This is a genomic window from Aliikangiella sp. G2MR2-5, assembly GCF_015687155.1.
Lineage (GTDB): Bacteria > Pseudomonadota > Gammaproteobacteria > Enterobacterales > Kangiellaceae > Aliikangiella.
Window position 1 is genome coordinate 641,094 of record NZ_JADPQF010000001.1, and the last position, 23,644, is coordinate 664,737.

General features: G+C 39.0%; 19 protein-coding genes. 10 read left to right on the forward strand and 9 right to left on the reverse strand.

All coding sequences use genetic code 11. The features are described from left to right. Positions 1-304 precede the first annotated feature (304 nt). Positions 305-787 carry a type VI secretion system tube protein Hcp gene (locus tag IYN84_RS02530; protein WP_196137588.1) on the forward strand — a complete coding sequence of 161 codons (483 nt, stop codon included), beginning with the start codon at positions 305-307 and terminating at the stop codon, positions 785-787. A gap of 362 nt (positions 788-1,149) precedes the next feature. Beyond that, a complete protein-coding gene (locus IYN84_RS02535; protein WP_196137589.1) occupies positions 1,150-2,886 on the forward strand; it encodes a hybrid sensor histidine kinase/response regulator in 1,737 nt (578 codons plus the stop codon). Between the two features lie 28 nt (positions 2,887-2,914). Here IYN84_RS02535 and IYN84_RS02540 read toward each other — a convergent pair whose 3' ends face one another. Further along, positions 2,915-3,538, reverse strand: coding sequence for a response regulator transcription factor (locus IYN84_RS02540; protein WP_196137590.1), 624 nt, complete (start codon positions 3,536-3,538; stop codon positions 2,915-2,917). Positions 3,539-3,884: 346 nt separating this feature from the next. On the opposite strand from IYN84_RS02540, the gene IYN84_RS02545 reads away from it, so the two are divergent. From IYN84_RS02545 to IYN84_RS02580, 8 genes are all read left to right on the forward strand, one after another. Then, a complete protein-coding gene (locus IYN84_RS02545; protein WP_196137591.1) occupies positions 3,885-5,918 on the forward strand; it encodes a type VI secretion system Vgr family protein in 2,034 nt (677 codons plus the stop codon). 38 nt (positions 5,919-5,956) lie between these two features. Next, complete coding sequence (locus IYN84_RS02550) at positions 5,957-6,541, forward strand: DUF6484 domain-containing protein (protein WP_196137592.1); 585 nt, start codon at positions 5,957-5,959, stop codon at positions 6,539-6,541. 104 nt (positions 6,542-6,645) lie between these two features. Beyond that, entirely contained in the window at positions 6,646-7,638 is a 993-nt protein-coding gene (locus tag IYN84_RS02555) for a DUF2169 domain-containing protein (protein WP_196137593.1), read from the forward strand. A 48-nt stretch (positions 7,639-7,686) separates the two neighbouring features. Continuing rightward, positions 7,687-8,070 (forward strand): DUF4150 domain-containing protein, encoded by a 384-nt coding sequence (locus tag IYN84_RS02560; RefSeq protein WP_196137594.1) that lies wholly within the window; start codon positions 7,687-7,689, stop codon positions 8,068-8,070. Positions 8,071-8,083: 13 nt separating this feature from the next. Beyond that, on the forward strand, positions 8,084-9,361 hold the full coding sequence (locus IYN84_RS02565) for a TIGR02270 family protein (protein WP_196137595.1): 1,278 nt from the start codon (positions 8,084-8,086) through the stop codon (positions 9,359-9,361). Continuing rightward, a complete protein-coding gene (locus IYN84_RS02570) occupies positions 9,358-10,413 on the forward strand; it encodes a hypothetical protein (protein WP_196137596.1) in 1,056 nt (351 codons plus the stop codon). The genes IYN84_RS02565 and IYN84_RS02570 overlap by 4 nt, the downstream gene beginning before the upstream one ends. A 48-nt stretch (positions 10,414-10,461) precedes the next feature. Continuing rightward, positions 10,462-11,307 carry an AHH domain-containing protein gene (locus IYN84_RS02575; protein WP_196137597.1) on the forward strand — a complete coding sequence of 282 codons (846 nt, stop codon included), beginning with the start codon at positions 10,462-10,464 and terminating at the stop codon, positions 11,305-11,307. Between the two features lie 23 nt (positions 11,308-11,330). Then, a complete protein-coding gene (locus IYN84_RS02580; RefSeq protein WP_196137598.1) occupies positions 11,331-11,885 on the forward strand; it encodes an imm11 family protein in 555 nt (184 codons plus the stop codon). 182 nt (positions 11,886-12,067) lie between these two features. On the opposite strand, the gene IYN84_RS02585 is transcribed toward IYN84_RS02580, so the two are convergent. From IYN84_RS02585 to tssE, 8 genes are all read right to left on the reverse strand, one after another. Beyond that, the gene (locus IYN84_RS02585; protein ID WP_196137599.1) at positions 12,068-12,391 is read right to left on the reverse strand and encodes a hypothetical protein; all 324 of its coding nucleotides are present in this window, start codon (positions 12,389-12,391) and stop codon (positions 12,068-12,070) included. A gap of 4 nt (positions 12,392-12,395) precedes the next feature. After that, a complete protein-coding gene (locus tag IYN84_RS02590) occupies positions 12,396-13,004 on the reverse strand; it encodes a tetratricopeptide repeat protein (protein WP_196137600.1) in 609 nt (202 codons plus the stop codon). Positions 13,005-13,020: 16 nt separating this feature from the next. Then, entirely contained in the window at positions 13,021-15,864 is a 2,844-nt protein-coding gene (locus IYN84_RS02595) for a tetratricopeptide repeat protein (protein WP_196137601.1), read from the reverse strand. Beyond that, positions 15,845-17,320, reverse strand: a complete 1,476-nt coding sequence (locus IYN84_RS02600; protein WP_196137602.1) for a tol-pal system YbgF family protein — start codon at positions 17,318-17,320, stop codon at positions 15,845-15,847. The genes IYN84_RS02595 and IYN84_RS02600 overlap by 20 nt, the downstream gene beginning before the upstream one ends. A gap of 64 nt (positions 17,321-17,384) precedes the next feature. Then, positions 17,385-20,081: a type VI secretion system ATPase TssH gene (gene tssH / locus IYN84_RS02605; protein ID WP_196137603.1), complete on the reverse strand. Its 2,697-nt coding sequence runs from the start codon at positions 20,079-20,081 to the stop codon at positions 17,385-17,387. A gap of 120 nt (positions 20,082-20,201) precedes the next feature. Then, positions 20,202-21,329 (reverse strand): type VI secretion system baseplate subunit TssG, encoded by a 1,128-nt coding sequence (tssG, locus tag IYN84_RS02610; RefSeq protein WP_196137604.1) that lies wholly within the window; start codon positions 21,327-21,329, stop codon positions 20,202-20,204. Continuing rightward, complete coding sequence (tssF, locus tag IYN84_RS02615) at positions 21,293-23,128, reverse strand: type VI secretion system baseplate subunit TssF (protein WP_196137605.1); 1,836 nt, start codon at positions 23,126-23,128, stop codon at positions 21,293-21,295. The genes tssG and tssF overlap by 37 nt, the downstream gene beginning before the upstream one ends. Beyond that, the gene (gene tssE, locus IYN84_RS02620) at positions 23,128-23,619 is read right to left on the reverse strand and encodes a type VI secretion system baseplate subunit TssE (RefSeq protein WP_196137606.1); all 492 of its coding nucleotides are present in this window, start codon (positions 23,617-23,619) and stop codon (positions 23,128-23,130) included. The genes tssF and tssE overlap by 1 nt, the downstream gene beginning before the upstream one ends. Between the last annotated feature and the right edge of the window lie 25 nt (positions 23,620-23,644).

The following is a 23,644-nucleotide window of genomic DNA, read 5'->3' on the forward strand; positions in this document are numbered from 1 at the left end:
TATTTTACCGCCAGGAAATTTTTTTGCTCTTTCTAGAGTCGTTAAAAAGTTCAAATAAACACCGTATTTAATCGGAAGCATATAAAATCTTGCCTGGAGCCTTGTCAGTAAAGGCAAAACCAGATTCTGAACGTTGGGGAATCTAATAACCGACTTGTTTGAAATATCTCAAAAAAAACTGAAAAATACCCCAAATGGGTGATGTTGGCCCTCATGCTTGATTGATATATTACACACCAAGGAAGGCGAAATGCCTAACGAATTTTTAAGTTAATTATTTTATTTAAACGATGGAGTAAACAACATGGCTATTTATTTAGAGTTTGAAGGAATCAAAGGTAATGTAACTGCAGAAGGTTTCAAAGGTCAAATCGCATTGCTTTCTTGTAATTTTGGTGTATCTCGTGGAATTTCCATGGAGCCTGGTAATCTTTCTAATCGTGAAGCAACACGTCCATCATTGAGTGAGATTTCTATATCCAAAGAAGCTGACACTTCTGTTATTGCTCTTTTCAAAGAGTCTGTAACCGGTGATGCGGGCAAGACAGTTAAAATCCGTTTTGTACGTACTGGCGCGGATAAAGTTCAGGAATACATGATTTACGAGTTGGAAAACTGTTTAGTAAGCAGCTACTCAATGTCTGCAAATGGCGATGACGCTCCAATTGAAAATTTAACCTTAAGCTTTGCTAAGTTTATGGTTACTTACAAAGATACTGACGAAAAAATGGGTGTTGGGAGTCAGCAAGTTGCGGGTTACAGCCTTACTGATGGTAAACCTGTTTAATTCAAAAGATTACATAGGTAATGAAAACCCGACACATGAATTTGTGTTGGGTTTTTTTGTACTCGCTTTAATTGCTTATTCTGCCCCGAAAAGCTTATTTATGTTAACGATGTATGATTTCTGTACAATGTTATTCGCGCTTTATAGGTTTGCTGTTATAATTTCCCCAGTCAAAAAGTAGTTTGCTTAAATTTTAATATTTAACCTGCATAGTCGAGGTTCATCTCATCTCATCTCATCTCATCAATGAAATGAATATTATTTGATGATCATGCCCGTAGGACATATATTGACGCCTAATTGACTCACACAAGATATATCTATGCTAATTTAGTATCCATTATTAAGGATGATAACTGACCTTGAACTCAAAAGTTTTGCAAGAGAAAGTTGAAACCAAGAAATTAAAAGAATTTATCAAAGTCTTGCCCATTGCAGCAATAGGTGGCCTGCTTCTGGCGAGTATCATAAGTCTTGGAATGAACGAATTTTTGCCTCAAGAAGTTTGGGAAAGCTGGTTAATGCTCGTCATTATAGGCAGTATACTTCAAATTCTAATCAGCGCATTTTTTATGCGTGCAAACGAAAAGATTGACCAGATTTTTTCAATGAAATGGCGCGGAATTATTGCCATAAGTTGTGTGTGGAGCGGCCTAGCCTGGGGAGGAGCGCTATCTGCTTTTTACCCTCTATTAAAGGTTTCGGAACAGCCATACTTGATCGTAATTTATGTAATAGCGCTTTCTTGCCATTACCCTGTGTTAATGAATTTTTTTAAGCTTTTCTGCTTATTTGCCATAGCATTGGCTACACCCTTTATGTTCATGCTAATTCAATCCGATGTTTCAAATTCCTGGTTATCATTAATTATTGGCTATCTTGGGGTTATGGTACTTTTTTCCGCCTGGGCTAGCAAAAAAGCCAAAGAACGGATTCAATTACAGTATGAGTTATTCGAACAAAATCAAAAAGTGGAAGCTGCTAATGAAAGTAAGTCAAAGTTTCTCGCTTCTGCCAGTCATGACTTGAGACAACCTTTACAAGCCTTAGGTTTCTATATTGTCATGCTCTCTGACTATTTAAGAGAACCTAGGAAAAAAGCCCTTTTTGATAAAACCCTTAAAGCTTATCAAGCACTGGAGAATTTATTAAATCAATTGCTCAATATTTCCAAGCTTAACGCAAATCTTATTGATATTAATGAAATCGATTTTTCTGTAAAAGAACTTTTCAGCAAGTTGAAAAATGATTATGAGATGCAGGCGTTAGATATGGGCCTAAATATTGAGTTCGCTTCTCAAAATGAATATGTTTATAGTGATATTACCAGCGTGGAAAGAATTTTAAGAAATTTGATAGAAAATGCCCTTAGGTATACCAAGTTTGGATTTGTTAAAGTCAGCTGCATTCAAGAGCAAGACTATTTGAAGTTTGATGTAGCTGATACTGGAATTGGTATAGAAAATAACCATCTTGATAAGATCTTTGATGAGTTTTATCAAGTGAAAAATCCCGAGAGAGACCGTAGTAAAGGTTTTGGGTTGGGACTTTACGCTGTTGCTAGACTGGCAAAATTGCTGGGAACCGAAATTGATGTCGAATCCCAGATAGGAAAGGGGAGTCGCTTTACTTTAAGGTTACCGGTAGGAAAAGAACCCGTTTCTCTAAATGAGTTTATATCTTCAAATACTGTTTCAGATAATGTTTTATTCGAAAAAGTGGTATTACTGGTAGATGATGATGATGTCGTACTAGACAGTATTTCAAGATTAGTTTTGAGTTGGGGTTGTCTGGTGTTAACAGCAGACTCTTATGAGGAGGCTGTTGAGTTGATTACACAAGAAGAAATAGTTCCTGACTTTCTGATTGTTGACTATCGGCTGCCTAATTATTACACAGGCGTTGAGCTGGTTGAAACAATAAGAGAACGTTGTCATTGCACAATTCCTGCGGTAATTCTGACTGGAGATACAGGAAAAGAAAGCCTGAGTGACATTAATCGCTCAGGAATAAAGCTATTGCACAAGCCTGCAGATCCGAAGATTCTCAAATCACGAGTTAAATCTCTCTTGGAAAGTGAGCAGAAAGTACCAGGTTAGTATTTCAAAACTATTTTTCAGCCAATGCTCAGATTAAACCGTATTTAACTGCAAGGAAGCCTGCTTCAGTTCTATTGGAAGCGTTTAGTATTTTTAGAATATTTTTTACATGAACAGAAATTGTGTTTTTAGAAATGTTAAGCTTGTCTGCAATTTCCTGATTACTAATCCCCTGTGCCATCAGCGATAAAACCATTTTTTGTCTTTGTGTTAAGTTATCAAGACTTTGTGCTCCCATCGCTTCACCCCTTTCGATCTCTGAAGCTACACTGGGAGGTAAATAGCTTCTACCCCGAAGGACTGTTTTTATTGCATTCATGAACTCTGTATTTCCTACTGTTTTAGGTATATAGGCGTTTATATCATAGCTCATAATATTACGAATAAACTCAGGTCTTTCTTCACCGGAAATTACTGTCACAGGAATTGATGGGTATCGGCTTTTTATGCTCCTGATATTCTCTACAGGGGAGGAGGATTGCAAATGTAGATCGAGCAAAATCATATCAGGTTGTTCAAATTCAGCCAAAATATTTAAAGCTTGAACTAGGTCTTTCGCCTGGTAAAGGATGATATCTGGATATTCTTTGTGCAGCAACATTGAAATGCCATCTCGAAACATATCATGATCATCGACAAGCAATATTTTCAAAACCGGATTCCTTTTTATTTGGTTTCATCGAGACGAAATAAAAATCGATATATACCGTCAAAATTCTCTGAATTCCAGGGCGATTAATTTTTCAGAGAGATAAGGGGTCAATTCTATACTTTTGTTCAAAGTTCGTCTCAGTTAAATTGGTGATTAACATCACAAATAACCCTTTCTAAGTATTGTTTTGACCCAAAAACAAAGATAACATTTAACCCGTTAGCTCAATTCAGTATAGGACCCAAAAAATTTGGCGTTAGCGGGTATTTGAAGACTTTTTAGCGGATTTTTTGGATAAATGGAAGCATTACTGAAATATTTATTTCAGTTAGAGATAGAGTAAAATATGAGCCCTTTCACTCAGGAAAATCATTTAATTTCAATTAGCGATTTCTCTCTTGGAAAAGATACCTTTCTGCTTACTAGATTCGAAGGAAGTGAATATGTTTCCAGGCCTTTTGAATTTCAAATAGAGGTTCTTTCGGAGAATCATCAAATTTCTCCTGATGATGTTGTTGGAAAAAACGCCACTATTACTATCAATAATAATCAAAAACGTAAATTAAACGGCTTTATTAAGACCTTTTATCTCGACGAAGTGAAAGCGCATAATTTGCGATGCTACAAAATGACTATGGTTCCCTGGCTATGGTTTCTTAAAAAGAACAATAATCACAGAATATTTCAGGAAAAGAATGTTAAAGATATAGTTTCTCAGATTTTCAGTGATTTAGGTTTTAGAGATTTTAATTTTAAAGCCGCTGGAGGAGAGAAGCGAGAGTATTGTATTCAACATAATGAGAGTGATTTCCAGTTTGTATCGCGTCTACTTGAAGAAGAGGGGATCGCATACTATTTCAAGCATGAGGATGGAAAGCACATATTAAACCTGGTTGACCAAAAAAATGCTTATGAGGTTTGCTCAGAAACTGAATTAGATTACGCACAAGGTAGTAATACAGAAGCTCAGATCAGTAAATGGGTTAGAGCGTTCGAATTTCGTAAAGGTGCATGGACATTAAATGACTATAATTTTAAGGAACCGGCTAATTCATTAATAGCTACAACCAGTAGTACCAGTAAATTTCTTAATAATAAAAAGTTTGAGCACTACGAGTATCCAGCACTCTATACGCCTGAAGTGGGAAGTGCATTAATCAAAACGCGGCTCGATGCAGAAGAAGTTGCTCGAGAGACAATCCTTGGAGAAAGTGACTGTAGTACTTTCTATGCAGGCGGTCGGTTCTCTGTTAAGAATCATGCGCATAAAGATGAAAAAGGCGAGTATATCCTAACTGGAGTTCATCATCACGCTGTAGATGAGACTTACGTCAATAGGAGCCAGGACGCCAACGTCTCATATAAAAATGATTTTACCTGTATTCCTTCCAAGGTACACTTCCGGCCAATACAAATTCATTTCAGACCTGAAATGAAAGGGCCTCAATCAGCAATAGTTGTTGGTCCTTCTGGTGAGGAGATCTATGTTGATGAATATGGACGAATTAAAGTTCAGTTTATTTGGGATAGAGATGGTAAGCTTGATGAAAATAGTTCATGCTGGATTCGTGTTGCCCAAATGTGGGCCGGGAATCAGTGGGGGAGTTCATTTATTCCTCGTATTGGACATGAAGTCATTGTCTCATTTTTGGATGGAGATCCTGATCGTCCTTTAGTAACAGGGAGTGTATATAACGGAAAGAATAAACCACCTTTTTCGTCGAAAACACAAAGCGGTATCAAAACTCGCTCGACTAAAAAAGGTACCGCGGATAATTACAATGAAATTCGCTTCGACGATAAGAAAGATAGTGAACAAATCTATATTCATGCAGAAAAGAATATGGATACACAAGTCGAAAATGATGAAACACTTACAGTTGATAATGATCGCACCAAGCATGTAAAACATGATGAAAACTCTACTATTGATAATAATCGAAACAAGTCGGTCGGTAAGAATCAATCTGAAGATATCGGTGAAAACAAATCAATAAATGTAGGTAAAAATCATACTGAGTCTATCGGCAAGAATGCCACTATAGATGTCGGTGAAAATGAAACTTTCAGTGTTGGTAAAAACATTGACATTAGTATAGGTGATAACCACACAGAAAACGTTGGCAAAAATATGACTATTTCTGTAGGTAAAGACTTACAGGAAACGGTTAGTGGAAAGTACAGTGAAGCTGTAACTAAGGAGTATGGACTTAAAGCAAAGTCCATAACCATGCAAGCAGATGACAAAATTACACTGAAAACTGGTTCCGCGCAGATCGTAATGAAAAGCAATGGTGACATTACGATTAGTGGTAAAAACATTAATGTTAAAGGGTCTGGAAATGTCGTTTTGAAAGGCAGTAAGGTTTCAGCGAATTGATCATGATTTTCATTATTCATAAAAAGTAGTAATTGTAGATGGATATTAAGCAAACAGATTTGTATGAAGAGCCTACTGTTGTTGATAAGCAGACAATAGCTCCCGGAGAAATTGTCATCGGAGAGCTAAGAGGCTTTGATGAAGAGAGTCGACCTTTAGTTTGTTTTGGTGAGAATTATAAAGTACCCATCGCAGCTCTTTCGACTGTCTCTGTAAATCGAGAACATATCAACAGGCAGGTTGCATTGCTGTTTAACAATGGCGACCTTAATAAACCGGTCATTATGGGACTCATTCACAGTCCATTGCTAGATATTCTTAACAACATTGAAATTGTTGACTCTTCACTAGAAAGCGAAAATGGCGAGATTGATCCGCTAGAAGACGTTGACGCCAGTCAGGCTCAAAAAAACAAAAATGAAAACGTTAAGAGCATTGAAAACACAGCTTATGTTGATGGAAGAAAAGTGATAATTGAAGGACAAGAAGAAATTGAATTAAGGTGTGGAGAAGCAAGTATTCGGCTAACGAAAGCCGGAAAAATACTTATTCGTGGCAAATATTTGCTAAACCGCTCGTCAGGTGTTAATCGGATCATGGGTGGTTCTGTTCAGGTAAATTAGCTTTATCCAATCCAGTAGATGCTTCTTATATTACTAAACTAAATTAGACATAAAAAAGTGCTTCATCAACTATATCGATATTTATCAGGTCCCATGTAGAAACAATGCTTCAGCTAAAAAATACGACACCATTTGCCAGCAATGTTGCTCTTTTTCCCAACGAACATGGAATAGATACTCTTTATACCATGGTTAAAGCAAGCTTTCGTTTAGAAAATGGTTGGGTATTAGCTGACGAGCAAATTCCTCCTCAGGCTGAGGATGAATACTGGGGCGAGCCTTCTGCTTCTAGTTTAAGACTGGCTTCTGATTTTCATACAGGAAAATTAGCGACAGACATCATCATGCTTGGTAATGCTGTTGCGCCGAATGGACAGATGGTCAGTCAACTTGATGTCGAAGTAAATGTAGGGAATATTTCAAAGAGCGTAAAAGTTTTTGGGGACAGGATATGGAAGAATGGTGCAATTACTACTGCAAAACCATTTAACTCCATGCCTGTTGTTTATGAAAGAGCTTTTGGAGGTATTCATCAGTTAGATGACGAGTCTATTTTGGCTGAAGAAAGAAACCCTGTAGGTCGTGGATTTCAGGGAAAAAGAAGTGCTTCTCAGATGGAAGGGACGTTATTGCCAAACATAGAAGATCCTGATGAGCTGATTCAATATCCTTCGGACAAGCCAAAACCTGTAGGCTTTGGATGTTGCTCTCCAGACTGGTTGCCCAGAAGATCTTTTGCCGGTACCTATGACGAACGATGGCAAAAGACTCGAGCCCCTTATTTACCAAAAGACTTTGATAGTCGCTTTTTGAATGTAGCGCATCCAGATTTGATTTATAGCGGTTTCATTCAAGGGGGAGAGTTTTTTTCCATTAAGAGTATGCATCCTGATGGAGAGATAACAGGTGAATTGCCCCGTGTTTCGATGCAGTGTGAAATTAGTGTTGCAGGCAACAAGCACAGGCTTCCATTCTTTATGGAAACGTTAATTTTTGAACCAAATCTAAAGCAAGTTTCTATGGTCTGGAAAGCTATATTTGAGTGTGATAAACAAGCTTTAAAGGTCAGTGAAATTGGTATCAAGTTTAATCGATAGATGAATCTGCGAGTCGCTGAATTCAATTTGAGAAGGTAGGAAATATTTATGGCGCAAACGACATTTGCCAATACCAGAGGGATAGCCCATAAGGGTAGCGGAGGAATGAGTCCAGTATTTCCTGATGTATGTAAAACTCCAACTCCAGGGGGACCGGTTCCCATCCCTTATCCCAACATAGGTAAGTCTTCTGATACATCAAAAGGACCCAAGTCGGTTAAAACAGATAAGAAAATGCCTATGGTGAAAGGCGCCGTATATTCTACCAGTACTGGAGACGAAGCTGGTACCGCCGGGGGAGGCGTCATTAGTGGCAAGACTAAAGGTGAATGCGAGTATATGATGTACTCATTCGATGTTAAGTTTGAAGGAAAAAATGTTTGTCGTATGGGGGATCCACTTTTCCACAATAAGAAGAATATTATGGGCTAACCCGAATTGCGCTATGAATATAATAAAAAAATTAACATCAAAATTTCAGGAAGTACCCAACAGTGCGTTTAGGGATATTTATGAACAGCATGTAACTGACGCATCGTTTTTATGGTTGTTAAGGTGTGTTGGCCTATCACAACCCCACTATAGTCAAGAAGATTTACTTGAATTAGAGAATAGAATAGAAGCCCATCTTGACGGATTAATGACCGCACTAGATATTTCGTGGGATGTTTGTCTTGAGGCTTTAGATTACGAACAGCCAGGAGAAATATTTACCGTCGCCGTGGTTGCTTTTCGCTCGCGAGATATCGAAAAAATCAAGACTGCAGTATTCGCGGGTTTGAAGTCACCGGAAACTATTAAAGGACTGGTATCGGCTATGGCCTGGTTGCCGCAAACTTTGGTAGCTGAATGGATGTATAAATTTCTGGGGAGTAAGAACCTTGAACATAAATACCTTGCTGTCAGTGTTTTTAGTGTACGTAGAGAGTTTCCAGGTGAGATGCTAACAAGCTTATTGAAAAGAGAAGACTGTTTGGCTCACAAACCGCTAAGGGCAAGAATGCTTCGACTTATCGGAGAGTTGAAACGATTTGAGTTGCGTTGGGCATTGGATGAAGCCTATGAAGATGAGGATCCTGAAGTTAAGTTTTGGGTAAATTGGTCAACTTTGATGCTTGGCGATAAAACAGCCGCTCCACAGCTACAAAACTATTTAAGGGAAGATTGTCAGTTAAAACTGATTGCTATGAATACCGCTTTTAGATCACTGTCGATTGACAAAGCTAGAATGTGGATCTCTAAAATGGCTGTCGAACAGAAGTCAGCGAGATTAGTGATAGAAGCGACGGGGGTATTGGGAGACCCTCATGCGATACCTTGGCTTATCGAGAAAATGCGTAAAGTCGAGACTGCCAGGCTGGCAGGGGAGGCTTTTTCAATGATTACTGGTATCGACTTAGAAAAATATGGCTTGGCGATAGATGCTCCTGAAGACATTTCAGTTTTACCAACGGATGACCCTGAGGACAAGGATGTTAGTATGGACCCTGATGAGAATTTGCCATTTCCGGATGTTGATAAAGTTGCATTAACGTGGCAGAAATATGGAGGCAAGTATCAGGTTGGAAAGCGATATTTCATGGGAAAAGAAATTTGTGAATCAATGTTGCAAGAGAAACTAAATTCAGGTTTGCAAAGACAAAGAATTGCTGCTGCTTACGAATTAGCTTTATTAAATCCGCAGGTCCCATTGGTTAATATTAAAGCGAGGACCGAGCGATGAATCAATTGGAGCAGCTCTATATTGCTGCTACAGGAATGATCACTCCGGTCGGAATGAGTACTGAAATGACTGCAGCATCGATACGAGCTGGAATCAGTGCTTATCAGGACTCGGTGTATATCAATAAAAATGACAAACCAATAAAAACTTCATGGGTTCCAAATGAAGCGCTCCCCCCATTAGATGAAGAGTTAATGCAATATAGGCTAAATGGGGATGTAAAAAGAATTATCAGGCTATGTCATGCCGGATTGAATGAAGTTTTACAAACAGTCTCTATTCAAGAGCCGCTCGCTTTAGTGTTAGCCGGTCCCGAGAACATTCCTGCTCGTTCAACGCCAATCGCGCCCAATATTATAGAGTATTTAAAGCTTCAAACTAAGTTTGATTTTGATATGGAAGCGAGTCGATATGCAGGAACTGGCCGTGCAGGTGTTATTGAAGCTATTAATTACGCTTTTAAATACCTGTCCCAGGAAGGAAATGATTGTATTTTAGTCGGTGGTGTTGATACTTTTAGTAACCCAGGCATCTTAAGCCGGTTGGATAGCGAGAATAGAGTTTTGGCTTTAGGAGTATCCGATGGCTTTGCCCCAGGAGAAGGGGCTGGATTCCTATTGTTATGCAAGCAGTACGATATATCTTACCTACCGGTAGCCTTATCCCTACCTGGTATAGCAAAAGAGGCAGGGCATCTTTATGCAGAAGATGAACCTTACATGGGGGAAGGGTTGGCGAAGGCGTTTGAAAAAGCATTAATCCCCGTTAACGATAGCAAAGTAGAGCGCATTTATTCCAGTATGAACGGTGAGAATTTCTTTGTTAAAGAGCTTGGCGTTGCGTCAATACGAAACGCTGAAAAGTTTTCGCAAAGTTATGAAGTGATCCATCCAGCGGATTGTTATGGCGATATTGGGGCTGCGACCGGAGCCGTTTTGCTAGGAGTGAGTGCTTTGGATGCTATTAAGAGCTTAAAGACCGGTAATCAGCATTTGGTTTATTGCTCATCGGATCTTGAAAAGCGAGCAGCGGTTTGCTTGACTGCAATCTAATGTCTGGTTGCGGCTGTAAATTTGAACTGGAATCGAAGAGACGCAGATATGACTCAAATTGGTGAAAAAATTCAGATACATTTAGATAATCCAGATAGTGAGGATTGTCCGTTTTGTCCAGGGAAAGAGACTAAACATGAGTGGAAGACTTTTAAAGGTGCTGACAATGATGGCGGTATATTAAGAGAAGCCATGAATAACCCCAAAAGGTGTAACTACGCTCATCAGTCTGGTGCCAGGCCTAAAGATGGTAAATATCCCAATCAAAATATCAGTGAAGAACGGCCGAGTCCATCACCTATATTTGAAAATTCAGAGCACGGAGAGTATGGCAATGAAGCTCATCACTGCATAAGTGGAAATGAAATAATGAAGGGACACGCTATAGAAAAGGCAATAACCAAGGGCGATAAATATAAAGGCGACACAGGCTATACGATCAACAATGGAGACAACGGTGTATTTCTGCCTTCCTATCCAAAAAAATATAGTGGGAAGTGGGGAGTAAAAAGTGATTCTGAGAAGTATAAGATTATGAAACTTGCTATGGATGCGGGAAAAGGGCAGGTTCATATAGGTGGTCACAAGGGGCATGGTATTGATGGATACTGTGAGTCCTATCCTGACGAGATCAAAAAGCGACTAACTTTATTGAAAGATAGAGTTGGAGAAAAAAGTGAAGAATGTCCTTTCTGTGTTGAAAGTAGTGGGAAGCCAAAAAAACCTTTTGTTCCTCCTTACAAAGTTAATCAATGGCTTGATAATTTATCAAAGAACATAGAAAAAAAGCTAACTTCGTCCCCCAGTACCTGGCCATACTTTATTTCAAAATATGCAAAGAAATATTTTAAGGAACTTTCGCAAGCTGCGGCCGATCCGTTAGATGATCTATAAACGCTTTAAATGTGGGAAAAATAATGTATTACATTCTTAAAAATAACTTACTGTTAGATACAGACTATAGAGTAAACGAGCCGAGCGATATATCAGAAGATATTAGCTTTATGAAAGGGAGCGTAATAAATCAAAAAATTGAGCAGCCAATTATTTACTCTACAGATGCGACTCACGGAGCCAAAATGTTGGATTTTAAAGACTGTAGTTTCCCATTGATGTCAGAAAAATTTGTAAGTTTATTGCAGGAAGCGGGAGTAGACAACTTGCAACTTTTTCCGGCAATTGTAAAAAGCGATGTTGATGGTACTATTTGGGATAATTATTTCGCAGTTAATATTTTGGGGGTTATTCAATGTGCGGATCTTTCCAATTCTATTTACTCTGAATTAATGCCTGGATCTTATATTTTTGATGAGCTTGCAATTGATGCCGAAAAAGCCAACGATGCTTTACTCTTTCGATTGTATGAAGATAAAGCTACTATCATCATTCACAGGGATGTTGGTCGACATGTTAAATCACAGGATCCCGACAAGAAGCTTTTAGGGTGGACTGTTGGAAAAATTATTCAGTGATCCGGTTTTAGTATCTAGATAATGTATTATATTTTAGTCAACGACGTCGTTGCAAATATAGATATATCGCTAAGCGAACCTAATGGGCTGCCGCTTGATGTAATTTTTATTATTGAAAATCATCCTGATAAATAATTGCCAGGCTGGGAAGCTGATAGCATCATCCAATAGAACTCTTCGCACTACTTGGCTTTTTCTGAAATAGTTTTTTGCAACGTGGCTATAGAGTTTTGATATTGCTCCGGTGTTATCGGATCGAATAGATCTCCATATAAACTATGAAGAACTAGTTGCTGCGCTTTTTCTTGGCCTGCAGAATTGTCACTTTTTTTCCATGGCACTATAAATAACATTTTAGGTAGTTCTTTATTACCATGAATTTTTAGTGTCTTTAGTTTTATATTGCGATTGTCGGCGGCTTTAACTGGCTCCATTGGATTTAATCCTAATAAGATAGCCCCCGATAGTGCAATGATTAGAATTTTAATATTTTGACGTATCAACATTTTTTTATTTCGCTTGTTCTATTGCCGATTCAATTCCTGACAACCAGTCGGCAGTATTTGAGTCTTCGGCGCCAGCTGTTTCCAGATACTTTTTATAGTGCTTTGCGGCATTATAATTGTCCTGCAAATAAACTTCGTACAGCAAGGCCAGGTTGAAGTGAGCGTTGGAATATCCCTCTTTCAACTCAATAGCTTTCTTTAAATACTGCTCAGCTTCAATAATTTTTCTCTCATCAATTGAAATCAATCCCAACAAGTTATGGGCTTGCGGAATGTTGGGGTCTATCTTTATAGCCTTTTCTAAAAAATTCCTGGCTTCACTCTGTTTGTTTCTGATAAAGCGGATTAGCCCTAAATTTGCAACTGGTCCAGCTTTGTTTGGGACCTCTTTAGCAAGAATAATAAACAATTCTTCTGCCGAATCAAAGTTTTCAGCCTTTAGAGCTGCCAGAGCGGTTTCAAATTTTTGATGATATTCCCTAGTCGTCGAGTTATTAGTTGTTTGAATGGTCGATTGTCCAGGTGAAAAAGACTGGCAGCCGACAACGACAATTGCACATAGATAGAAAAAAGTTCTTAGAAATATTTTTATTTGGTTGCTAAGTCGTTTCATCGAAAGTCTTCCATAGCTATTTTGATGTTTGTATAAAACCATCGATCTTACTTTTTCTCGCATATTTGGTTGGAAACAGGCTTTTTAGTTCAGAGAGGCTTAGGGCTATCCATTGATCGAATATCCCTGTATTTATTCTGGACAAATTTATCTCATGGAATTCAATAGCTTTATCCTCAAATGGATAAGCCTGATCTTCTAATAATACATTATATTGTTCCAGCTCATCGTCATTCAAATTTGTGGGACGTTCAGAGTTCAATAATGCTTGACTAAAATCTGCGTAAAGTAATGCTATTCCATATGTAGACTCTGTGGTTACATCAGGTATTCCATATGAAGAAGCCTTACCATAATATTCAACCGCTTTTTGCATGGTTGCTTTTTTAGTTTTCAAACTTTTGTTTAAAGGGATAGATAGTTTCTGCGATGAGAATCTGACTTTTTGTTCTTTTGCGAGTTCGAGTAGTGTGATCGCTGCGATATATCTTGTTCTATCAGTTTTCTCTGAAGGGGAGGCATTTTTATCTGCCTTTAGTATACGGTTTCTCCAGGTGTTAAGGAGCTTTTTGTTGCCTAACTTCTGATATATCTCGATAAGCCTGTGAAGAGCTTCCATGTATTGATCAAAGGGCTTCTTATAGCTATTTGCATATTTTGATAAGGAGCGAGCCGCAGAAAGGTGCTTGTCTTGCGAACTGTAAAGTTCAGCTGCTTGCCACAGTGCCGCCATTTTTACTTCCTTGTTCTTCTCAAAGTCAGAAATTTTTTCAAACTGTTCGGCTGCTTTATCTTTCTTTTCAAGTTTCAAATAAGCAAGTGATAGCTTCTTGGTTACTTCTCCATTGAATTTATGCTTGGGGTATAATGATTGAAACTGTCTAATTGCCTCCACTGCATCATTCCATCTGTTATTTTCCATCAACATTGCTATTGCATCGTACATGCCAGTTGCTGCAATTTCGTTGTCAGCGGTAACAACTGATATTCTCATAAAGTGGTTTATAGCATCGTCAACCCTTCCTAGTGCTTTCATTTCCTTGCCCTGAGAATAAATTGCTAGAGCTAATCGATTACTAAAATCTACCCGGTTTTTACTGCTTAATTGAGTTCGGTTTAGTAGTGCTGAATAAGCAGATTCTGAGGATTCATATTGATTAAGATGAAAGTGAGATTGAGCTTTTAGTATATCAATTTTCAGCTGATTCTCCTTAGTAACTGCTTTGAGAGGCAAACTTGTAATGTCTATGGTTTTAGAAAATAGCTTGTTTTCATATGCAAGCTGTGCCGTATTTACAGCAATATCATCACTTCTCTGATCGTTGGAGTACATCTGAATGAAAAGTGGTGCGTAGGTCAATTGTTTTTTTAGAAATATACTCTTATTAACACCAGAAGCCCGGTGGTAAAGATTATTGCTGATTGCCAGGGTTTGATATGCAGAATCCTTATTCAAAACCAACTCACCATCGAATGCCGCTTTTTCATAATAGGATAATGAGCTTTTCAAGTCTCCGCTAGAGCGTAATAATTCAGCGTATCGAAAGTAGACTCCTTCACTCAGTGCAGTATCCTTGTAATGTTTAAGGTATCGGTTGTACCAGATTTTTGCCGATTGCATATCTAAATTGGACTTATTCTGCTGATATCTTGAGTGAAAATGTTCGGCGGTAAGCAATATATAATTTTTCAAAGCGAAGCTGATCTGGTTATATTTAATTTTACCTGACTCTACCCTAAGCCAATATTTGTTTGCCGGATTAAATAGAGAATAAAATCTTTCGATAGCGCTAAATAGGTTCTTTTTGAATCCGCTCTGTTGCCATATTTGTACGACTTTAAATTGAGCCATCGGATAGTTTTTATCTTCAGGATAGAAATTTCTATAGGATTCCAGAATCTTTACAGCATCAGAATATCTTTCCTGCTTAAGATAGATATCACTGATAACTGAGTAGGTATGAAAAATGTGTGGAAAATCCCCATGACGACTAAAGTATTCGTATATAAAATCTGCTCCACCCAGGTTTGCAAATGAGAGACCAATTGCTCGAAAATATTCATCAAACTGTTCTTTTTCAGTTTTTGTCTGCTTCTCAGGAACACTAAAATTGTGGAGTTGTACTGTTGCGATAAAATCGTCGATTGCCTCATCATAAAAAGATAGCTTGAATCGTGACCAGCCACGCTTAAAAAGTGCTTTTTCTAGAAAAATTTGATTGACCGGATTAAGTATAACTTCAGTGTATGCTATTTCCGCTTTACTATATTCAGCCCGGCTGAAATGGTTTTCGCCGATTCTGAATTGAGCTTCGGCATAGTAGGGGGATTTTGAATATCTCGAAGATAGTTTCTTAAGGTTTTCTATGGAAGCATCTGTATTTCCGATCTGGTCCAGTGCTTTGGCCAGTTGATAAAGAATTCTGTCATTACCCTTTGCATTCGGATAATCTTTCAGAGATGTCTCATAAAGCTCAATTACTTTATTAATTTGATTTTCTTCATGAGCTTGATTGCGCTTTGGCGTTGGCGCTGTATGGTTTTCTCCTGCTGAAGCAGAGGCGTTTTCCTGTTCATTACTAATTTCAAATTCCAACTGCGCAAGCCTGGTTAAAGCTATTTGTCGTGAAGTATCTGAGCGACTTGTGTTGTCCAGATACTTCCAATAGGCTAGCCGAGCTTTTTCTCTGGAGTGTTCCTGTGTCGGCGCTTGATTCTCCTCTGCTTGTTCAACGCGCGAAATCTTATCTAAGTCTGCAAGAGTTTTTCTGACAGCTTGTGTCGTACAACCCGGCAATAGGAAAGACAATGAAAGCACAATAGCTATTGTTTTCAAAATATCATTCACCTTTACTGTCATAGAGTCTCGCCAGACCAAAACGGGTCTGACTTAAGTAGCTTTCAATGATAGCCTTTTTATGTTCAAGTGAACTTAGGATTCCAGATGCAATAACTTTCTCATATTTCTGCTTGGATTTTGCAAGTAGTGCCTTCAAGGTATGTGACTTGTTTTGTGATAACATTTGTTGTAACCGAATATAGTCTGACAGCAAATGTTGTGGTACTTCTGTAGACAAGTTCACTTGAAGGCTATCGACCCTTGTTTCGAGAGTGACTGGATCTAAAAAGAAAGAGCTTGAATCGAGCGCGTTTTTGCTTAACTGCTTTTTAACGTTCTCAAGTTGTTCGTTAAAATAGGTTAATGCGGTTTCGTAAGCGCTATTTGCAGTCAGTTTTTGTCCCAGATTTTGAAAAATTACAGGTAATAAAAGATATGATTCCATAACTTCTAATGTTTTATTCGGTTTGTTTTTAATGAGAGAAAGTGCATTGAGGGCTGCCTTATAATCTTCCTGCTTGATCGCAACCAGGCTAATCCCCATTAAAGCCTTAGTTAAATATTGACTGTCTAAAGTAATATTTCTAAATGCTTTTCTGGATTCTCGGTAGTATTCGTTGCGAAGTAGAGAATGTCCCAGAACTAGATAGAGACGGTTGGTAAACTCATCCTGTTCTTCAACTGGTTTATCCATTATTATCTTTTTTATTATGGCGTGGCCATCAGTCCACCAGCCTTGACGTAAATAGCCTACAGCTTTGTTTATTTGCGCTAATTTAAAAAATGGAGAACTACTTTCTATTAAGTCGTAATAGCGAATTGAATCTCTGTGGCGTTTTAACTTTTGCAGAGCTATCCCTTTTAATAGATTCGATCTATCAACGAGTTTTTGTGACAACATCAGGTAATCAATATTAAGCGTATTTAATAGTTGCTCCCATTCATTACGAGTGAAATAGTATTCTGCAAACTCAATCTCAACTATGGCATTCAAGTAATCATCACCCACATTAGTGACAATTTTTTTGAGTTTGTTGGCTGTAATCAGATCGTTGTTTTTCAACAACACCCGAAATACAAAAGGTATTTCAGTGTGGTAAGCAAGACGGGTGAATTCATCAATATATTTATAGATATAGGCTGCAGCTTTGAAGTCCTCGAATGCAGTCAACTCTTTAAGAGTGTTAAAGTATGAGTCATCATCGGCGGGAGAGGAGAGGCGACCAGGAGTAATTTCTCCTAATACAAGGTCTTTGTTTACTTGCAAGAATTTGACTATAGCAAGCCTATAATCCTGCTCAAGATTGTCTAATAATTTTGACTGAACATCACTATTTGACTGAACGCGGCTATTTGACTGAAGATTGTTATTTGACAGAGTATCCGCTTGACCACTAGCGTAAACAGCATAGTGTTGAATAAAAAAATAAAAAGCGAGTACAGGCGCTGCTTTAAAAATTAAGCTTAATCGAATCATTTCTATATTTTCAAATTAAAGCACACAAGCTTGGTGAGTTTAACTGCTTATGTGCTTTTCCTATTTACTTGATGTCGTAGGTAAATGAACCTTCTTCCGTTACCCCAATATGAATTGAGCTGATTTCTTCTCCATTTGCCAACCTAGACAAACACTCTGTTGCTAGAGCTGGCAGAAGTGTTCGAGTTAATATGTTTTCAATATTCCTGGCTCCGGTGTCTACCTCTTGACTACGGGCGACAATATGTAAAAGCACCTCTTCATCATAATTAAACTCTGCGTCATAGTGAGCTCTGACACGCTTTTCAATTTTTCTCATATTGATTTTGCAAATTTCAAGTAGATTTTCGTCAGATAGAGGATAGTATGGAATAACCGTAGAACGTCCTAAAAATGCCGGCTTAAAATACTTAAGTAACTGAGGTCTGAAATTATCTAAAAGTATATCAGGCTCAGGCAATTCTTCTCCTGCTGCGCAAATCGCTCTAATATGTTCTTCGCCCGCATTGGAAGTCATAATGATAACGGTGTTTCTAAAGTCGATATCTCTACCTTCACCGTCTCTTATCGTGCCTTTGTCAAAGAGATTATAAAAAATATCTTGTACACCAGGGTGAGCCTTTTCCATTTCATCAAGCAATATTACACTGTAAGGTTTTCGACGAACCGCTTCAGTTAGTACTCCACCTTCACCGTAACCTACGTAACCTGGAGGCGAGCCCAGCAGCATTGATACTTTGTGTTCTTCCTTAAATTCTGACATGTTAATAGTGGTGATATTCTGTTCTCCACCATATAGTATGTCAGCCAGGGCAAGTGCAGTTTCCGTCTTCCCTACACCACTCGAACCAACCATAAAGAAAACGCCAATTGGCTTTCTCGGATCTGTTAAGCCTGCACGAGATGTTCTAATACTTTGAGCTATAGCCTCTAAAGCATGGTTTTGACCAATGACTCTCTCACCCAATCGCTGACTTAAATCCAAAATGGAATTAATTTCATCTGAAACCATTTTTCCAACAGGAATCCCGGTCCAGTTTGCAACTACTTCAGCGATTGCCTGACTACCAACATTTACCTGTATCATGGGCTGGTCTCTTTGAATTTCTTCAAGATCAGCCATTGCGCGATGTAGATCTGACTTAATAGTTTCTCTTTCCTGTGCAGAAAGCTTGGTGGGAGCGTCTTCTTTCGATAATTCTTCGTCGGTTAACTTCTGTGCAAGAAAGTCTGCTTCGATTCTTTTTTGCAAGCCATGAATAGTTTCGACAATCTGCGCTTCGTTCTGCCACTGTGATTCTTGTAGTGCAAGTTGCTCTTCCAGCGTTTTAACCTCAGCGTAAAGCTCAGCTATTCGATCCTCTCCATTACCTAACGTGGCATTTTCTCTTTCCAGGGAAACGATGTTGCGCTTACGCTGAGTAATTTGTCTACGAGTATCATCTATTAATGCTGGAGTCGCGCTTTGACTTAAGGCAACACGGGCACAGGCTGTATCCAATAAGCTGACTGACTTGTCAGGTAATTGTCTCGCTGTGATATATCTTGCAGAAAGACGAACTGAGTCTACTATAGCCTCATCCATGATTCTGACACCGTGGTGATTTTGAAGCATTTCAGAAATAGCACGCATCATGTTGATTGCTTTTTCTTCAGAAGGTTCTTCAATCTTGACAACCTGGAAGCGCCTGGTCAGGGCTGGGTCTCGTTCAAAATATTTTTTGTATTCTGCCCAGGTAGTGGCTGCTATAGTTCTTAATTCTCCTCTGGCAAGTGCTGGCTTTAGTAAGTTTGCAGCGTCTCCCTGGCCTTCTTTTCCGCCTGCTCCGATCATTGTATGGGCTTCATCGATAAACATAATGATCGGTTCAGGCGAGCTTTTAACCTCAGCTATTACTGATTTAAGACGATTTTCGAATTCTCCTTTTACACTCGCGCCAGCCTGTAATAATCCAAGATCGAGTGAGCGCACGATGACACCTTTTAATGGTGCAGGAACATCACCGGATGCAATTCTTAAGGCAAATCCTTCAACAACTGCTGTTTTTCCAACTCCTGCTTCTCCGGTTAAAATTGGATTATTCTGTCGTCTACGAATTAAGATATCTATTATTTGTCGAATCTCTTCGTCTCTGCCGATTATAGGTTCAATTTCTCCATTCTTGGCTGCCGTCGTCAAGTTTGTGGTGTATTTGTCCAAAGCAGGAGTTTTACTTGGCACGCCTTCCGAAGCTGGCGACTCTCCTGCTGAATTCGAGCTTCCTGAAGTTCCCGTAGTGGAGGATTCGTAGGTTGTTCCTACAATGGATGGTAATAAAGCGCGAAGTGATTCTGGTGCAATTTTGGATAATTCGCCATTTGTAATATTTGTAGAGCGGCTTAATTTTTCGTCTAACAGTAAGGCAGCTAACAGATGAGCTGATGTAGTCGCGGCTAATCCGTATTCAACGGAAGCTAGAATCCATGCACTTTTAGCCAGGTCGACAATCGTCGGGGAAAGTGCTGGAGCTCTTGTATTGCCTGATTTAATTTTATCGAGCTCACTATTTAGCTCAGCATTAAATTTACCGGGCTCGACATCAAATTTTTTTAGAATCGCTTTTAGGTCGGTATCCTGGATTTCTAACAGCTTTAAAAACCAGTGCTCAATTTCAACATTGTAATGAGTACGAGCCATGCAAAGGCCTGCAGCACCTTCAAGCGCTTGTCGACAAGGCTGGTTTAGCTTTCCAACCAAAGATTTTAAATTAATAGAAACCATTTTTTTCCCTAACAAGTTTGTTTAGTATTATTTTCTGACGACTCAGTTAATAGTTCAAATCTCATTTTCTGATTAAATGTGATTTGGACATGTTTTCGTCAACCTACCTTTCTCTTATTGCTAATTAAATCGATTAGCAGACACCGAAATGTTAAGTGTTTCTTTCTCTACTTCATTATTTTGCTCTTCACTACCTAGTAGCCAAGTATTCCAGCCCATCATTGGTGGGTTTTCAGGATCCAGCTGCGCTTTGTCTAGTTTGGTAGAGCGTTCTATCTTTAGTACAAAGTCATAATCATATTCCATGCCCAAATAAAGTTTGACTAATTCGTTGACTGCTGCCAGAGCGCTTGTTTTAGGACTAAATCTCGCCGCTTGATCTTTATTCAATGGACCCAAAACGATCCGTACCTTGCTATGTGCGCTCCATCCTTTCTTTCCTAGCATCGCCGATTTTCCAAGTGCGTTATTCTGCCCTTCGGGATATTCTTTGCTAGGAAGACGGCTTCTGACATCATCGATAAGTTCCTGCCATTGACCAACAAATTGTTCTACTTTGACAGGAATTTCAAAGTGACTTGAAAGCATGTTTTCCAGGCTGGTGGCGTTCTTAACATTCTGGCTAAAAAGGCCTCCATAAAAAAGCAGAGATTCGTCACGGGTGTACAATCGATTTGTCAGATGTTCTGTCCCTAGACCGATAATGGATAAAAGAGCCTGTGTTTGCGTATCCCTGGTAGACAAGCCAGGTGAAAAGAGTTTTTTACGCTCATATTCAACAGGCAGACGGTATTTTGTCGATGCTTGATAAAACAGTGAGATAGTTCTGTGATTAAACAGGTCCAGGAATGCTGCTATCGCCGGATCTTTGAGCTTGTTTCTTTGTAATATCAACTCGGAATAGTGAAAAGGCAAAACGCCTTGAGAGCCGGTAAGTCCTAAAAAGTTAACTAGTAATTGCCATTGTGATTCTGCTTTATGCTCAGGTGTTTTTGTTTGGTGAATTTTTGCTATTTCACAATTATTGAACTCGAGAGTCTGATTTGAAACAAATCTCACTGTTTCCTGATTGGGCGGATAAAAACGCGCGACAGATTTATTCGCTCTGGTCGCTTCAGTATTATTTGTTTCAACGAAGTTAGCACTTCGTTCTAGTAACCGGACTGCTTGATTGAAGCTAAATTGATAAGGAGCGTCAATCAATTGCTGGGTTACAGAAGTATCTTTTCGCCTGCTCGAGGTGGACATTTTCTTAAGTAACCTTCTTTTCCGTGTAGTTTAACAAGTAATCGTGTAAATGAATTTATCGAACAGTAAACAGCAAAAAACTGTTCTAAAATGAGGGCAAACAGGTAACCGCTACTTCCGGTGAGTAGTGTGCCATCAAGAACTATTTCAATTTCAATGCCGCGGCACATACTGGCTCTTCCATCAATTGTAATGGGAGCATTAATTGGTCGTGCAGAGACCGATATGATTGCAGATATGAGTCCTTGTGTAACAGAAGATTCTTTGAAGTCATAGAGTCTTAAAATCTCCTTTAATGCATTTGTGGAGTCTCCACTTCCTGTCAATGACAGATAGTTTAAATTCAGATGCGAAATTAGTCTCCAACGGGCCTGATTGCGTAAAGGCGGTCGTGTAGTCGCTGTTGGTTGAGTTAAACAACGAATTCTACTACAGGGCGGAGCACTATCAACACATTGAAGCCTTGGTTGTTCGTTATTAAAAGGCAGTTGGTTGGGTAAGTCTCGGTTACTACAGGTAGTCCTGACAGATAAAGTATAATCGTTAGGTAGGTGGGGATTAAATCCAATATCCACTAAACTGAGAAAAACTTCAGTGCCTTCATCGCGAGCGAAATTATTCAGTTTAGCACTGCGCCGTTGTGCAAACCAAAACGCTGTATTTTGATCATTTTGTTGCTGGTGATTCAGTCCATAAAAAGGGTAATACTCTTGCCTTTCTCCTGCTGAATTAGAACCTGTTACTTTATCTACCGAATAAATTTCATATCCATTTGGTCGTCGAATATCGGCTAGCAGATGATATTCTGTTTGTTTGTGATCCAGGGTAATGGGCTCTGCTAATTGTTGAAAAAGGTTGACTACAGGTGTACAGCCCAATGCAAAAGTTTGTTCATTGACATTATGTTCCAGCTCGACATCTGAGGACTTGACATAGATGTAAAGTTCCAGTTTGTCACCGGAAATATTTTTCAACTTTTCAGAAAGCCCCTCAATATCGATAAACATAAACTTTTCTGGAAAAATAAAAAACTCGGTGAGCAATCTATAGCCAATAAATGAAGAGTCAGGGTAGGGGAGAAGCCCTTCGCTGTCAGATAAGCCAACCGGTTTCAGCGAGCAGGACCCTAACCATGAGATGATAGAATCTTCATCATTAGCGGTAGCAACGATTTCTAATGTTTCGTTTAGCAACATTTGATAAAGCGGATTTATATGTTGCGGCAATCCTTTTAAATAAAATCTAAGGCGGTCGATACCGAGCTCGGAAATTTTAATTGCTGGTGAAAATGATTTAATACATAATTTTAAAACCCCTCCAGCCCCGCGGACATTGTCAGCACCAGGAGCCGTAAAAGGTCTTCCCATAAGAACAGCTGTCTCTACTTCTAATGGAAGCATCTCTGTATCATAACAAGTAGAGAACTTACATGTTTCGCCCTGAAATGGTGACGTTTCTATTAGGGTGTTTTTGGGAACACAATAACTTGCCTCAAGTTGTTCTCTGTCTGCTTCGAATTGAACAATAGACATTGAGGGAATAGGCCTTTGATAATGCGGGTATAACACACTAAGCATTGAGTCCGTAAGCTCAGGAAAATCATCGTCCAGTTTGTGCTGAATACGAGCGTTTAGATAAGCGAAGCTTTCGACCAGGCGCGAGACATGCGGATCTTCGATTGTGTCTGTGTTTATGCCTAGCCTGCTCGCTATCTTTGGGTGCTCTTTTGAAAATTCAGCACCGAGTTGGCGAATATAGGCCAACTCTTTTTCATAGTAGGGTAGTAACTCGTCAGCCATTATCTTACTTCTTCCACATTAACGGTTCGAGTGACTGGTTCCAGTATTGAGTCGAAAATAACGACCTCGGGATAAGGTGTTGCATAAATAGTTGCTTCAATACTGAAACGCAGTGTTCGATCTGTCTTCTTTTGATTTTCTGTAAATTTAACATTCACTGATTTAAACCGAGGCTCGAACTCCTTTAGCAGGTTTTCAAGGTTTTGTGTAAATTGTTTCTTTTTGCTTATATCCAAGGTGTTAACTGTCGCCAGGTCCGGTAAGCCATAGTTCAGAATAGAGTGTTCTAACTCCTTGAATTCCTCTGCAGGTTCAATAACACGGTACCTGGTATTCAATAGCCGTTCTAAATCTCTGCGAACGCTTTTACGGAGTTCTTTTAATTGCTGCTCTCTACCTGGATCGGTTTCAGATTGAATATTAGGCTCGTTGTCGATCAGTCGATCAAGTATCGAAGGCCTGAGTTTTTTATTCTTATCTATATGAGCCACTTCCCGTTCCTTTTAGATTTTATTG

What these genes read in the sequence shown, in the direction of transcription:
- IYN84_RS02530 (WP_196137588.1), top strand. Translation starts at nt 305, where the DNA reads ATGGCTATTTATTTAGAGTTTGAAGGAATCAAAGGTAATGTAACTGCA.
- IYN84_RS02545 (WP_196137591.1), top strand. Translation starts at nt 3,885, where the DNA reads ATGAGCCCTTTCACTCAGGAAAATCATTTAATTTCAATTAGCGATTTC.
- IYN84_RS02550 (WP_196137592.1), top strand. Translation starts at nt 5,957, where the DNA reads ATGGATATTAAGCAAACAGATTTGTATGAAGAGCCTACTGTTGTTGAT.
- IYN84_RS02555 (WP_196137593.1), top strand. Translation starts at nt 6,646, where the DNA reads ATGCTTCAGCTAAAAAATACGACACCATTTGCCAGCAATGTTGCTCTT.
- IYN84_RS02560 (WP_196137594.1), top strand. Translation starts at nt 7,687, where the DNA reads ATGGCGCAAACGACATTTGCCAATACCAGAGGGATAGCCCATAAGGGT.
- IYN84_RS02565 (WP_196137595.1), top strand. Translation starts at nt 8,084, where the DNA reads ATGAATATAATAAAAAAATTAACATCAAAATTTCAGGAAGTACCCAAC.
- IYN84_RS02570 (WP_196137596.1), top strand. Translation starts at nt 9,358, where the DNA reads ATGAATCAATTGGAGCAGCTCTATATTGCTGCTACAGGAATGATCACT.
- IYN84_RS02575 (WP_196137597.1), top strand. Translation starts at nt 10,462, where the DNA reads ATGACTCAAATTGGTGAAAAAATTCAGATACATTTAGATAATCCAGAT.
- IYN84_RS02580 (WP_196137598.1), top strand. Translation starts at nt 11,331, where the DNA reads ATGTATTACATTCTTAAAAATAACTTACTGTTAGATACAGACTATAGA.
- IYN84_RS02585 (WP_196137599.1), bottom strand. Translation starts at nt 12,391, where the DNA reads ATGTTGATACGTCAAAATATTAAAATTCTAATCATTGCACTATCGGGG.
- IYN84_RS02590 (WP_196137600.1), bottom strand. Translation starts at nt 13,004, where the DNA reads ATGAAACGACTTAGCAACCAAATAAAAATATTTCTAAGAACTTTTTTC.
- IYN84_RS02595 (WP_196137601.1), bottom strand. Translation starts at nt 15,864, where the DNA reads ATGACAGTAAAGGTGAATGATATTTTGAAAACAATAGCTATTGTGCTT.
- IYN84_RS02600 (WP_196137602.1), bottom strand. Translation starts at nt 17,320, where the DNA reads ATGATTCGATTAAGCTTAATTTTTAAAGCAGCGCCTGTACTCGCTTTT.
- tssH (WP_196137603.1), bottom strand. Translation starts at nt 20,081, where the DNA reads ATGGTTTCTATTAATTTAAAATCTTTGGTTGGAAAGCTAAACCAGCCT.
- tssG (WP_196137604.1), bottom strand. Translation starts at nt 21,329, where the DNA reads ATGTCCACCTCGAGCAGGCGAAAAGATACTTCTGTAACCCAGCAATTG.
- tssF (WP_196137605.1), bottom strand. Translation starts at nt 23,128, where the DNA reads ATGGCTGACGAGTTACTACCCTACTATGAAAAAGAGTTGGCCTATATT.